12 protein-coding genes are annotated in these 13181 nt (G+C 65.0%); 7 read left to right on the top strand and 5 right to left on the bottom strand.

The features are described from left to right. The first annotated feature begins 154 nt into the window (after positions 1-154). The 4 genes from J4D28_RS08470 to J4D28_RS08455 all read left to right on the top strand — a co-directional run bounded on the left by J4D28_RS08470 (position 155) and on the right by J4D28_RS08455 (position 4460). Positions 155-1192, top strand: a complete 1038-nt coding sequence (locus J4D28_RS08470) for an ABC transporter ATP-binding protein (RefSeq protein ID WP_103330502.1) — start codon at positions 155-157, stop codon at positions 1190-1192. A gap of 1 nt (position 1193) precedes the next feature. Beyond that, positions 1194-2141, top strand: a complete 948-nt coding sequence (locus J4D28_RS08465; protein ID WP_028681736.1) for an ABC transporter permease — start codon at positions 1194-1196, stop codon at positions 2139-2141. Next, complete coding sequence (locus J4D28_RS08460) at positions 2131-2958, top strand: ABC transporter permease (RefSeq protein ID WP_016702747.1); 828 nt, start codon at positions 2131-2133, stop codon at positions 2956-2958. The genes J4D28_RS08465 and J4D28_RS08460 overlap by 11 nt, the downstream gene beginning before the upstream one ends. Positions 2959-3035: 77 nt before the next feature. Further along, positions 3036-4460: a gamma-aminobutyraldehyde dehydrogenase gene (locus J4D28_RS08455; protein WP_009047161.1), complete on the top strand. Its 1425-nt coding sequence runs from the start codon at positions 3036-3038 to the stop codon at positions 4458-4460. Between the two features lie 115 nt (positions 4461-4575). Here the strand turns inward: J4D28_RS08455 and J4D28_RS08450 are convergent, their stop codons facing one another. Continuing rightward, on the bottom strand, positions 4576-5004 hold the full coding sequence (locus J4D28_RS08450) for a hypothetical protein (protein WP_223815552.1): 429 nt from the start codon (positions 5002-5004) through the stop codon (positions 4576-4578). A 166-nt stretch (positions 5005-5170) separates the two neighbouring features. Between J4D28_RS08450 and J4D28_RS08445 the strand changes: the two genes are divergently transcribed. Then, a complete protein-coding gene (locus tag J4D28_RS08445) occupies positions 5171-5482 on the top strand; it encodes a hypothetical protein (protein WP_009047159.1) in 312 nt (103 codons plus the stop codon). Between the two features lie 58 nt (positions 5483-5540). Here the strand turns inward: J4D28_RS08445 and J4D28_RS08440 are convergent, their stop codons facing one another. Further along, complete coding sequence (locus tag J4D28_RS08440; RefSeq protein ID WP_009047158.1) at positions 5541-6074, bottom strand: GNAT family N-acetyltransferase; 534 nt, start codon at positions 6072-6074, stop codon at positions 5541-5543. Between the two features lie 192 nt (positions 6075-6266). Here J4D28_RS08440 and J4D28_RS08435 point away from each other — a divergent pair, with 192 nt between their 5' ends. Then, on the top strand, positions 6267-7886 hold the full coding sequence (locus J4D28_RS08435; RefSeq protein ID WP_016702744.1) for a glucan biosynthesis protein D: 1620 nt from the start codon (positions 6267-6269) through the stop codon (positions 7884-7886). 213 nt (positions 7887-8099) lie between these two features. On the opposite strand, the gene J4D28_RS08430 is transcribed toward J4D28_RS08435, so the two are convergent. The 3 genes from J4D28_RS08430 to J4D28_RS08420 all read right to left on the bottom strand — a co-directional run bounded on the left by J4D28_RS08430 (position 8100) and on the right by J4D28_RS08420 (position 11806). After that, positions 8100-9206, bottom strand: coding sequence for an NADH:flavin oxidoreductase/NADH oxidase (locus J4D28_RS08430; protein WP_009047156.1), 1107 nt, complete (start codon positions 9204-9206; stop codon positions 8100-8102). 287 nt (positions 9207-9493) lie between these two features. Further along, positions 9494-11203 carry a single-stranded-DNA-specific exonuclease RecJ gene (gene recJ, locus J4D28_RS08425; protein WP_041985777.1) on the bottom strand — a complete coding sequence of 570 codons (1710 nt, stop codon included), beginning with the start codon at positions 11201-11203 and terminating at the stop codon, positions 9494-9496. 63 nt (positions 11204-11266) lie between these two features. Then, entirely contained in the window at positions 11267-11806 is a 540-nt protein-coding gene (locus J4D28_RS08420) for a YaeQ family protein (RefSeq protein WP_007923023.1), read from the bottom strand. A 149-nt stretch (positions 11807-11955) separates the two neighbouring features. Between J4D28_RS08420 and J4D28_RS08415 the strand changes: the two genes are divergently transcribed. Further along, positions 11956-13155, top strand: a complete 1200-nt coding sequence (locus J4D28_RS08415) for a CaiB/BaiF CoA-transferase family protein (protein WP_023969736.1) — start codon at positions 11956-11958, stop codon at positions 13153-13155. Positions 13156-13181: the final 26 nt, after the last annotated feature.

Here is a 13181-nt window from a genome sequence, read left to right as displayed (position 1 = left end):
TGCGCCCTGAGGATCGCCGCGCCCTTGCGGGGCGATCGCAGCCTGCGGCAGCGGCTACAGGTTCCTGCGCCAGGTTCGCTCCGGCAGGAGCGGCCTTCGCCGCCAGACCTGATCCCGCATATTTCGACAGCGCGCTTTTCCGGAGCACCGCACCATGACGCTTGCAGTCCAGTTCACCAACGTTTCCCGGCAGTTTGGCGAGGTGAAGGCCGTTGACCGGGTTTCCATCGATATCCAGGACGGCGAGTTCTTTTCCATGCTCGGCCCTTCCGGCTCGGGCAAGACCACCTGCCTGCGCCTGATCGCCGGTTTCGAACAGCCGAGTGCCGGTTCGATCCACATCCACGGGGCCGAAGCCACTGGGTTGCCGCCCTACCAGCGCGACGTCAACACCGTGTTCCAGGATTACGCGCTGTTCCCCCATATGAACGTGCGCGACAACGTGGCCTACGGCCTGAAAGTCAAAGGCGTCGTCAAGGCCGAGCGCCTCAAACGCGCCGAGGAAGCCCTGGCCATGGTCGCCCTGGAAGGCTACGGCGAGCGCAAGCCGGTGCAGCTGTCCGGCGGCCAGCGCCAGCGCGTGGCCCTGGCCCGGGCGCTGGTCAATCGGCCGCGGGTCCTGCTGCTGGACGAACCCCTGGGAGCGCTGGACCTGAAGCTGCGCGAACAGATGCAGGGCGAACTGAAGAAGCTGCAGCGCCAGCTCGGCATCACCTTCATCTTCGTCACCCACGACCAGACCGAAGCCCTGTCGATGTCCGACCGCGTGGCGGTGTTCAACAAGGGCCGCATCGAGCAGGTCGACAGCCCGCGTAACCTGTACATGAAACCGGCCACCACCTTCGTCGCCGAGTTCGTCGGTACCTCCAACGTGATTCGCGGCGAGCTGGCCGAGCGCCTGAGCGGCAGCCAGCGGCCCTTTTCGATCCGCCCGGAACACGTGCGCTTCGCCGAAGGCCCGCTGTCCAGCCACGAGATCGAAGTCAGCGGCCTGCTGCACGATATCCAGTACCAGGGCAGCGCCACCCGCTACGAGCTGCAGCTGGACAACGGCCAGACCCTCAGCATCAGCCAGGCCAACGACCAATGGCTGGACAGCAGCGCCCAGCACCAGACCGGGCAACGCATCAGCGCGCGCTGGGCCCGCGAGGCGATGATCCCGCTGGCCGATACCCTGGCGAGCGGGGTGTGACATGAACACCCTGGCAATCACTCCCCAAAGCGCCGGCGGCTCGCCGCTGCGGCGCTTTTCCAACCTGCTGTACCGGCGGCCGAACCTGTACCTGGCGCTGCTGCTGGTACCACCGCTGCTCTGGTTCGGCGCGATCTACCTGGGCTCCTTGCTGGTCCTGCTCTGGCAAGGCTTCTACACCTTCGACGACTTCACCATGGCGGTCACCCCGGACCTGACCCTGGCCAACTTCGCCGCGCTGTTCCAGCCGTCGAACTTCGACATCATCCTGCGCACCCTGAGCATGGCCATCGCCGTCTCGCTTGCCAGCGCCGTGGTCGCCTTCCCCATCGCCTACTACATGGCGCGCTACACCAGCGGCAAGACCAAGGCGTTCTTCTATATCGCGGTGATGCTGCCGATGTGGGCCAGCTATATCGTCAAGGCCTACGCCTGGACCCTGCTGCTGGCCAAGGGCGGCGTGGCCCAGTGGTTCGTCCAACACCTGGGGCTGGAGCCGCTATTGCAGTTCATCCTGGGGATTCCCGGGGTCGGCGGCAGCACCCTGTCGACCTCGCACCTGGGACGCTTCATGGTGTTCGTCTATATCTGGCTGCCGTTCATGATCCTGCCGATCCAGGCGTCCCTGGAGCGCCTGCCGCCGTCCTTGCTGCAAGCCTCCGCCGACCTCGGCGCCAAGCCGCGCCAGACCTTCATGCAGGTGATCCTGCCGCTGTCGGTGCCGGGCATCGCCGCCGGCTCGATCTTCACCTTCTCCCTGACCCTGGGCGATTTCATCGTGCCGCAGCTGGTGGGCCCGCCCGGCTACTTCGTCGGCAGCATGGTCTACGCCCAGCAAGGGGCGATCGGCAACATGCCGATGGCCGCCGCCTTCACCCTGGTGCCGATCGTGCTGATCGCCATTTACCTGTCCATCGTCAAACGCCTGGGGGCCTTCGATGCGCTCTGATTCAGCCACGCACGGAGAACAAGCTTCACTGGGCCTGCGCCTTGCCGCGTGGGGTGGGTTGCTGTTCCTGCATTTCCCGATCCTGATCATCTTCCTCTACGCCTTCAACACCGAAGACGCGGCCTTCAGCTTTCCGCCCCGGGGCTTCACCCTGAAGTGGTTCAGCGTGGCCTTCGCCCGCCCCGACGTGCTCGAGGCCATCAAGCTGTCGCTGCAGATCGCCGCCATCGCCACCCTGATCGCCCTGATCCTCGGCACCCTGGCCTCGGCGGCGCTGTACCGGCGGGACTTCTTCGGCAAGCAGGGCATTTCGCTGATGCTGATCCTGCCCATCGCCCTGCCGGGGATCATCACCGGCATCGCCCTGCTGGCGACCTTCAAGACCTTGGGGATCGAGCCGGGGATGTTCACCATCATCGTTGGCCACGCGACCTTCTGCGTGGTGATTGTCTACAACAACGTGATCGCCCGTTTGCGCCGCACCTCCCACAGCCTGATCGAAGCCTCGATGGACCTGGGCGCCGACGGCTGGCAGACCTTCCGCTACATCATCCTGCCGAACCTCGGCTCGGCGTTGCTGGCCGGCGGCATGCTGGCGTTCGCCCTGTCGTTCGACGAAATCATCGTCACCACCTTCACCGCCGGCCATGAACGCACCCTGCCGCTGTGGCTGCTCAACCAGCTCAGCCGGCCGCGGGACGTACCGGTGACCAACGTCGTCGCCATGCTGGTGATGCTGGTGACCATGCTGCCGATCCTCGGCGCCTATTACCTGACCCGCGGCGGCGAGAGCGTGGCGGGCAGCGGCGGCAAATAAAACCGGCTTGGAACCCGGGCCTGTAGGAGCGAGGCTCGTTTCCATAGAAAAACAATAGCTTCGAAGAGGACACGAACATGCAAACCAAACTCTTGATCAACGGCCAACTGGTCACTGGTGAAGGCCCTGCCCAGCCGGTATTCAACCCGGCACTGGGCAAGGTGCTGGTGGACATCAACGAGGCCAGCGAAGCCCAGGTCGATGCCGCGGTGCGCGCCGCCGACGCGGCGTTCCAGAGCTGGTCGCAAACCGTGCCGAAAGAACGCTCGCTGCTGTTGCTCAAGCTGGCCGACAGCATCGAAGCCCACGGCGAAGAGCTGGCCCGGCTGGAGTCGGACAACTGCGGCAAGCCGCTGAGCGCGGCCTTGAACGACGAGATCCCGGCGATTGCCGACGTGTTCCGCTTCTTCGCCGGCGCCAGCCGTTGCCTCAGCAGTTCGGCCGGCGGCGAATACCTGCCGGGCCACACGTCGATGATCCGTCGCGACCCGGTGGGGGTAATCGCCTCCATCGCGCCGTGGAACTACCCACTGATGATGGTCGCCTGGAAAATCGCCCCGGCCCTGGCCGCCGGCAACACCGTGGTGCTCAAGCCCTCGGAGCAGACCCCGCTGACCGCCCTGCGCCTGGCCGAACTGGCAGCCGGGATCTTTCCCGCCGGCGTGCTCAACCTGGTCTTCGGCCGCGGCGCCACGGTGGGCCAGCCGCTGGTGACCCATCCGAAGGTGCGCATGGTATCGCTCACTGGCTCCATCGCCACCGGCTCGAACATCATTTCCAGCACCGCCGACAGCGTCAAACGCATGCACATGGAACTGGGCGGCAAGGCGCCGGTGATCATCTTCGACGATGCCGACATCGACGCCGCCGTGGACGGCATCCGCACCTTCGGCTTCTACAACGCCGGCCAGGACTGCACCGCCGCCTGCCGCATCTATGCGCAGGAGGGCATCTACGAACGCTTCGTCGAGAAGCTCGGCGCAGCGGTCGCCAGCATCAAGTACGGCCTGCAGGGCGACCCGGACACCGAGCTGGGCCCGCTGATCAGCGCCCAGCACCGCGACCGCGTGGCCGGCTTCGTCGAGCGCGCCATCGCCCAGCCGCATATCCGTCTGGTCACCGGCGGCAAGACGGTGGACGGCGACGGTTTCTTCTTCGAACCGACGGTGCTGGCCGACGCCCAGCAGGACGACGAAATCGTCCGCCGCGAAGTGTTCGGACCGGTGGTCTCGGTCACCCGTTTCGCCGACGAAGCCCAGGTCCTGGGCTGGGCCAACGACTCGGACTACGGCCTGGCGTCCTCGGTGTGGACCGCCGATGTCGGCCGCGCCCACCGCCTCTCGGCGCGCCTGCAATATGGCTGCACCTGGGTCAACACCCACTTCATGCTGGTCAGCGAAATGCCCCACGGCGGGCAGAAACTCTCCGGCTACGGCAAGGACATGTCCATGTACGGCCTGGAGGACTACACCGTCGTGCGCCATGTGATGTTCAAGCACTGACCCGCATCGCGGGCAAGCCTCGCTCCTACGGACTGTATAAATCCGTAGGAGCGAGGCTTGCCCGCGATGGTCGCGACACGAATCAGAGAACGATGTGGCAAGGCCGCCTGCCCTGCTAATAGCAATTACCGTCGGTTTCAGCGCAGAACTCATAGGGCGTGTTGCTGATGAACCAATCGAGCCAGTGATGCTGCCAATCCGGCCACTGAATGATGTAGGTCTTGGTGGCCTTGATGAACTCCAGGCCAAAGATGCTGATGCTGTTGTCGTCCTCGTACATCCGCAGGTCCAGCGACCAGTCCCGGATCAAGGGCGTGCGGTAGACCCGCTCCGGGTCCTCAAGGTCGATGACCTGCAGATAGCCCTTGCCGCCGAAAGGCACCAGCAGCCCGCCGGCCGAGGCATGCTGCAACAGGTAACGACCGGAGGGGCTGGTCGCCGAATAGGGCTCGCGTTCGAGCACTGTGTAGAGCGCGCTGGCGAACACCAGTACACAGGCTCCCAGCAGGCCCCCCACGACCGCCAGGGTCTTCTTGTACTTCATCGCGCGCACGCCGAAAAACCGCAATTCATTTGCCCGATCTCCTTGAAAGGCGGCTATTGAACGAGGCCTGGCCAAGCCGATCAAGTTGCGGCACCATCCGCCGCCACAAAACGCCTGGTTTCCCCGCCCGCGGCGCGGAAACTTCTCCGGCAGCAAGGATGCGCCCATGCCTCGTCATTCCCGAATCGTCAGCCTGATGCTGCAAGTGGCCGTCTGGCTGGTGCTGCCGTTCGCCGCCCTGCAACTGGGCCTGGTACTGACCCACGCCGTCGCCGCGCCCTTTGTCTCGGCGGTGGCGGCTCCCACCGGGGTCCTGTCCCTGGTGCTGATCCAGATCACCCTGGTGTATGCCGCCGCCAAAGGCTGGCACGCCTGCGGCATGCCTACCCACTATCGCTGGCTGGGCCTGTGGCTGGGTTGCGTACTGGTGCTGTATGCCGTGCCGAGGCTCATGCCGTTGATCAGTAGCAGCCCATGAATCACAGAGGCTGTTCAGCCTGTTGGTGATCTTCACCTGGTGCAAAACCCGCTGAAGATCAGGCCAGCCTGAGGTAAAGATGGATGTCCTCGGGCTCCAGGCGATGCAGCTCTGGATCGGGGGCCGACAACAGCTCGCAGCCCAGGCGGCGGTAGAAATCCACGGTGTTGCGCGATGGCGTGGCCGAGACATAGAGCCCTTCGCCGCCCATGCGCCGCGCCTGCTCGGCGGCCAGGCCGAACAGCCGCTGGCCCAGGCCGCGCCCGCGATAAGCCTGGCTGACATGCAGGAACTTCAGTTGCCGCAGTTGCAAGCCGGCGCTGTGGATAACCAGGCAATCGACCACCGCCGCGGCCACCAGCCGGTGCTCGTCGAACACCCCGTACAGCCAGCCGCCGCGCTGTCCACACGCCTGCAAGACCTGCGCGTCATGCTCGGCTTCGCCAGGCGGCCAGCCGGTCACCACTTCGCGCTGGGGATAACACAGCAGTTGCCCGTCCTGCAGGCGGTAGAACGCTTCGATCAGTTCCGCGCGGTCAATCAGTTTGAACAGCGGGATGTCTTGCGGGGTCAAAGGGCGTTCATTGAGCATCTTGGGTTTCCTGAAGCCGTCCGTGGTTTTACGTATCGATACACGCGGGGCATTTTTTGCCCCGGGCGAACCGATTATTCTATCCGCCAGCTGTTAAAAGTCCGTTGTGTTTGGCCGAAGGCATGACCGAACCTCCATTTTCCGATCCAGCGCAGCCAGGAAGGGCTCGGGATCTCCTGACAAGGTTCACTTATGCATCGCAGGCATCTTCTGAAAGCATCCATGGCGCTGGCAGCCTACACCGGCCTGTCGGCCACGGGTCTGTTGGCCACCCGGGCCTGGGCGGGCGCCGCCGACGGCGAAGCGCAGGCCTTCGATTTCGAGATTCTAAAGGCCCAGGCCAAGCAGTTGGCCGGCAAGCCCTACGTGGATACCAAGCAAGTGCTGCCGCCGACCCTGGCGACCATGACCCCGCAGAACTTCAACGCGATCCAGTACGACGGCAACCACTCGCTGTGGAAGGAGCTGAACGGCCAGCTGGACGTGCAGTTCTTCCATGTCGGCATGGGCTTCAAGCAGCCGGTGCGCATGTACAGCGTCGACGCCAAGAGCCGTCAGGCGCGGGAAGTGCATTTCCGCCCGTCGCTGTTCAACTACCAGAACACCAGCGTCGACACCGCGCAGCTCAAGGGCGACCTGGGCTTTGCCGGCTTCAAGCTGTTCAAGGCCCCGGAACTGGACAGGCACGACGTGGTGTCCTTCCTCGGCGCCAGCTATTTCCGCGCGGTGGACAAGACCGGCCAGTACGGCCTGTCGGCCCGCGGCCTGGCGATCGACACCTACGCCAAGAAACGTGAAGAGTTTCCCGACTTCACCAAGTTCTGGTTCGAGACCCCGGACAAGGACAGCACCCGTTTCGTGGTCTATGCCCTGCTCGACTCGCCCAGCGCCACCGGCGCCTACCGCTTCGACATCGACTGCCAGGCCGAGCGCGTGGTGATGGACGTCGACGCGCACGTCAACGCCCGCACCGCCATCGAACAGCTGGGCATCGCGCCGATGACCAGCATGTTCAGCTGCGGCACCCATGAACGGCGCATGTGCGACACCATCCATCCGCAGATCCACGACTCGGACCGCCTGGCCATGTGGCGCGGCAACGGCGAGTGGATCTGCCGCCCGCTGAACAACCCGGCGACCCTGCAGTTCAACGCCTTCGCCGACAAGGACCCGAAGGGCTTCGGCCTGGTGCAGACCGACCACGAGTTCGCCAACTACCAGGACACCGTGGACTGGTACAGCCGGCGCCCGAGCCTGTGGGTCGAGCCGACCACCGCCTGGGGCGAAGGCTCGGTCGACCTGCTGGAGATCCCCACCACCGGCGAGACCCTGGACAACATCGTGGCCTTCTGGACCCCGAAAAAACCGCTGGCCGCCGGGGACTCGCTGAACTATGGCTACAAGTTGTACTGGAGCGCCCTGCCACCGGTGGGCACGCCGCTGGCGCGGGTCAACGCCACCCGTTCGGGCATGGGCGGCTTCGTCGAAGGCTGGGCCCCGGGCGAGCATTACCCGCCGGTCTGGGCCCGGCGCTTCGCCGTGGACTTCAATGGCGGCGGCCTGGAGCGACTGCCGGAGGGCACCGGCATCGAACCGGTGGTCACCGCGTCGAACGGCCAGGTCAAGGATTTCCATGTGCTGAAGCTGGACGAGATCCAGGGTTATCGCGTGCTCTTCGACTGGTACCCGACCAACGACAGCGTCGATCCGGTGGAGCTGCGGCTGTTCATCCGCACCAACGATCGCACCCTGAGCGAGACCTGGCTGTACCAGTACTTCCCGCCGGCACCGGACAAGCGCAAGTACAGCTGAGGAAGCACTATCGCCTGTAGCCGCTGCCGCAGGCTGCGATCGACCGGGAACCGGTCGTCAACGGGCGCCGCGGATGGAGCGATCGACCGTTGTGTCCAGAGGCGGTCCGCTACGCGGCCCATCGCAGCCTGCGGCAGCGGCTACAGGTCGCGGTGTATGACACGGCATAAAAAACCGGCCCTCACAGGCCGGTTTTTTTATGCCCCGCTCAGCTCACTCGCGCAGGTCCGACTCGTGAATCGGCTGGTCGCGATGGGTCGCGCGCTGGTACTGCGCCGGCCAGATCGCCTTGTGCCCGCTCAGGTCGTCGTCGGCATGCAGCGGCCAGTACGGGTCGCGCAGCAACTCGCGGGCAAGGAAGATGATGTCGGCCTGACAGGTACGCAGAATGTGCTCGGCCTGGGCCGGCTCGGTGATCATGCCCACGGTGCCGGTGGCGATCCCCGACTCCTTGCGCACCCGTTCGGCGAAGCGGGTCTGGTAGCCCGGGCCGGTGGGGATCTCGGCATTGACCGCGGTGCCGCCCGAGGAAACATCGATCAGGTCCACACCCAGGGCCTTCAGGCGGCAGGCCAGCTCGACGGTTTCGTCCGGGTTCCAGCCGTCCTCCACCCAGTCGGTCGCCGACACCCGGACGAACAGCGGCAACTCTTGCGGCCAGACCGCCCGCACCGCCTCACACACCTGCAGGACCAGGCGAATGCGGTTATCGAAGGAGCCACCGTACTGGTCACGGCGCTGATTGCTCAGGGGCGAGAGGAATTGATGCAGCAGGTAGCCGTGGGCGGCATGCACTTCGACCACCTTGAAGCCGGCGACCAGGGCGCGTTTGGCCGAGTCGACGAAGGCCTGGACGATCGCGGCGATCTGCCCTTCGTCGAGTTGGGTCGGCGGTGTATGTTGCGGGTCGAAGGCAATCGGCGAAGGGCCTACCGGGACCCAGCCGCCCTCCTCGGGCTTGACGCTGCCATGCTTGCCCAGCCACGGCCGATGGGTGCTGGCCTTGCGTCCGGCGTGGGCCAGCTGGATGCCGGCGACTGCGCCCTGGGCGGCGATGAACCGGGTGATGCGTTGCAAGGGTGCGATCTGTTCATCGTTCCACAGGCCAAGGTCCTGGGCGGTGATGCGCCCGTCGGCGGTGACCGCCGTGGCCTCGGTGAAAATCAGTCCGGCGCCGCCCACGGCACGACTGCCGAGGTGCACCAGGTGCCAGTCATTGGCCAGTCCATCTACGCTGGAGTACTGGCACATGGGCGATACCGCGATGCGGTTGAGTAAGGTCAATTGACGAAGGGTATAGGGTTCAAGCAGCAGACTCATGGGGCACCTCTCGATCAGTGGTCAGGCTCCAGGGTTCTGTTTGAAAAGTCGACGAGTGACTGGAAAGGAACAGCGCCCGCCCCCGCGGGAGAAAAAAGGACAAGACGTCACAAGGCCAATCAAGCAGTGTTTAGAGACTAGTCGACAACGGCGCGACCAGCAGGGTTCCGACACATTTTGCCGAGGAAGGTAATGGTGGCCTGGCGTTTTTTCGCGAGCAAGCTCGCTCCTACAGAAGCAACACACTCCCTGTAGGAGCGAGCTTGCTCGCGATAGCGTCAGCAGCCTTAACGCGGTTCGATATGGGCGATCATCAGTTGCACGGTTTCCTGGCCGCGGAACTCGTTGAGGTCCAGCTTGTAGGCCAGTTCCACCCAGCGGATGGTCGGGTTCGGCCAGATATCGCGGTCGATGCCGAAGGCGATGCCGTCGAGTTTCACCGAGCCGCATTCACTGCGCAGCACCACCTTGAGGTGACGCTCGCCGACCACGCGCTGTTCCACCAATTGGAATACGCCATGGAACAGCGGCTCGGGAAAGTGCTGGCCCCAGGGCCCGGCATGGCGCAGGGCGCGGGCCAGTTCGAGGTGGAACTCTTCCACCGCCAGGGTGCCGTCCGACAGCAGGCGTCCGGTCAGGTCTTCCTCGCGCAGCTGGCGGCGCACCTCGGCATCGAAGGCTTCGGCGAAGGCCGGGAAATTCTGCTCCGGCAGCGACAGGCCGGCGGCCATGGCGTGACCGCCGAACTTGCTGATCAGGTCCGGATGCTTGGCCGCCACCGCGTCCAGGGCGTCGCGGATATGAAAGCCCGGCACTGAGCGCGCCGACCCCTTGAGCATGCCTTCGCCGGCGTCGGCAAAGGCGATGGTCGGCCGGTGGTAACGCTCTTTCAGCCGCGAAGCGAGAATCCCGATCACCCCCTGGTGCCAGTCGGGCTCGAACAGGCACAGGCCGAATGGCATCGACTCCACCGGCAAGTCCTTGAGCTGGGCCAGGGCTTCGCGCTGCATGCCCTGCTCGATGGATTTGCGATCCTGGTTCAACTCGTCCAGCTGGCCGGCCATTTCCCGCGCCAGGGCCATGTCATGGCTGAGCAGGCATTCGATGCCCAGGCTCATATCGTCCAGGCGCCCGGCGGCATTCAGCCGTGGGCCAAGGATGAACCCCAGGTCGGTGGAGGTGATGCGCGACGCCTCGCGCTTGGCCACTTCGAGGATCGCCTTGATCCCCGGCCGCGCGCGCCCGGCACGAATCCGCTCCAGCCCCTGGTGCACCAGGATGCGGTTGTTCGCGTCCAGCGGCACCACGTCGGCGACGCTGCCCAGCGCCACCAGATCCAGCAGTTCGCCGATGTTCGGCTGCGGCTTGGTTTCGTACCAGCCAAGGCTGCGCAGGCGGGCCCGCAGCGCCATCAGCACATAAAAGATCACCCCGACCCCGGCCAGGGCCTTGCTCGGAAACTCGCAGCCGGGCTGGTTCGGGTTGACGATGGCATCGGCCGCCGGTAACTCGTGGCCCGGCAAGTGGTGGTCGGTGACCAGCACTTTCAGCCCGGCCGCCTTGGCCGCCGCCACGCCCTCGACACTGGAGATGCCGTTGTCCACGGTAATCAGCAGCTGGGGCTGGCGCTCCAGGGCCACCGCGACGATTTCCGGGGTCAGGCCGTAGCCGTATTCGAAACGGTTCGGCACCAGGTAATCGACATGGGCCGCGCCCAGCAGGCGCAGGCCAAGCATGCCCACGGTACTGGCGGTGGCGCCGTCGGCGTCGAAGTCGCCGACGATCAGGATGCGTTCGCGCTGCTCCAGCGCGGTCACCAGCAGGTCCACCGCGGCCTCGATGCCCTTGAGCTGCTGGAACGGGATCAACCGCGCCAGGCTCTTGTCCAGCTCGGCCTCGGACTGCACGCCACGGGCGGCGTACAGGCGGGTCAGCAACGGCGGCAGATCACCGAGAAACGGCAGGGTGGCGGGCAACTCACGAGGTTCGATACGCATGGGGTGACAGAAGCTTCTCTTCGATACGGGGGATACAGCGAAACAGCGCGCGGCGTGGCGAACTCAGCGCTCGCCCAACAGCCATTCCAGCTGGACTTCGTGCTGGCCACGATCGTCGGTGACGAAGATCGTGCCTTCGCTGATCATCACGTCCCACTTGATAACGCGCGGCATGTCCTTGGCCAGGACTTCCAGGACGTCCTGGGGCACGCCGGCGATATTGAGGTTCTTCAGGTTCTTCACCGCGTCCACCACCCGGGTCTGCCACACGCGCAGGCTGCCGTAGGCCAACAGGCTGGTGCGCTCGGTACGGCGCGAGCACCAGGTCAGGCGCTCGGCGTCCGGCTGGCCGACTTCGATCCAGTGCAACACACGGTCGTCCAGGCTTTTTTCCCACAGGGCCGGCTCATCCACTTCCGACAGGCCACGACCGAACGACAGGTGTTCGTTGTACCAAAGGGCGTAGGCCAGCAGGCGCACGGTCATGCGCTCTTCGGTTTCCGACGGATGGCGGGCGATGGTTTGCTTGACGCTTTCGTACACCCCGCGATCGAGGTCAGTCAGGTTCAATTCAAACTTGTAGGTGGTAGACGGCTGGGCCATGGACGGGGCTTCTTGATACGAGGAAAGGCGGCAAGTCTAACCGATGCACGGGCCAATCCACGAATCGCGCACCATCATCCTTTGGCGAGGGAGCGCCGGGCTATGTTAAAACGCTCTACCGTCCAATCTTTGTCCTACAAGGATCTTCCATGCCGCTTACCGCCAAACCCCTTGCCGGCCTGAAAGTCGTCGAACTCGGCACCCTGATCGCCGGCCCGTTCGCCTCGCGTATCTGCGCCGAATTCGGCGCCGAGGTGGTCAAGGTCGAATCGCCCGATGGCGGCGACCCGCTGCGCAAGTGGCGCAAGCTGTATGAAGGCACGTCGCTGTGGTGGTTCGTCCAGGCGCGCAACAAACAGTCCCTGACCCTGAACCTCAAGCACCCGGACGGCCTGGAGGTGCTGAAGAAGCTGTTGGCGGAGGCCGACATCCTGATCGAGAACTTCCGCCCCGGGGTCCTGGAAAAACTCGGCCTGGGCTGGGACACCCTGCACGCGCTCAACCCCAAGCTGGTGATGGTGCGCCTGTCCGGCTTCGGCCAGACCGGGCCGATGAAGGACCAGCCCGGCTTCGGCGCGGTCGGCGAGTCCATGGGCGGGCTGCGCTACATCACCGGTTTCGAGGACCGCCCGCCGGTGCGCACCGGCATTTCCATCGGCGACTCGATTGCCGCCCTGTGGGGCGTGATCGGCGCGCTGATGGCCCTGCGGCACCGCGAGGTCAACGGTGGCCAGGGCCAGGTGGTGGACGTGGCGCTGTACGAAGCGATCTTCGCCATGATGGAAAGCATGGTCCCGGAGTTCGACGTCTTCGGTTTCATCCGCGAACGCACCGGCAACATCATGCCCGGCATCACGCCCTCCTCCATCCACACCAGCGCCGATGGCAAGCACGTGCAGATCGGCGCCAACGGCGATGCGATCTTCAAGCGCTTCATGCAGGTGATCGGCCGCGACGACCTGGCCAACGACCCGGCCCTGGCCAGCAATGACGGCCGCGATAGCCGGCGCGACGAGCTGTATGGGGTCATCGATCGCTGGGTCAACTCGCTGCCGCTGGAGCGCGTGCTCGAGTTGCTGAACCAGGCGGAAGTCCCCGCCAGCCGCATCTTCAGTGCCGAGGACATGTTCAGCGATCCGCAGTTTCTCGCCCGGGAAATGTTCCTCCAGGCCAAGCTGCCGGACGGCAAGGCATTCAAGATGCCCGGCATCGTGCCGAAACTCTCGGACACCCCAGGCTCGTCCGAATGGGTCGGCCCCGCGCTCGGCGAACACAATGCCCAGGTGCTGGGCGCCCTGGGTTACGACGAGCAGCAGATCAAAAGCCTGCGTGACAGCGGCGCGATCTAGCGTTGAACACGATTTCGCGACAATGA

Origin of the sequence: Pseudomonas sp. GW531-T4 (genome assembly GCF_017349615.1) — a bacterium.
GTDB lineage: Bacteria > Pseudomonadota > Gammaproteobacteria > Pseudomonadales > Pseudomonadaceae > Aquipseudomonas > Aquipseudomonas chlororaphis_I.
This window is presented reverse-complemented; position numbering and strand designations above follow the sequence as displayed.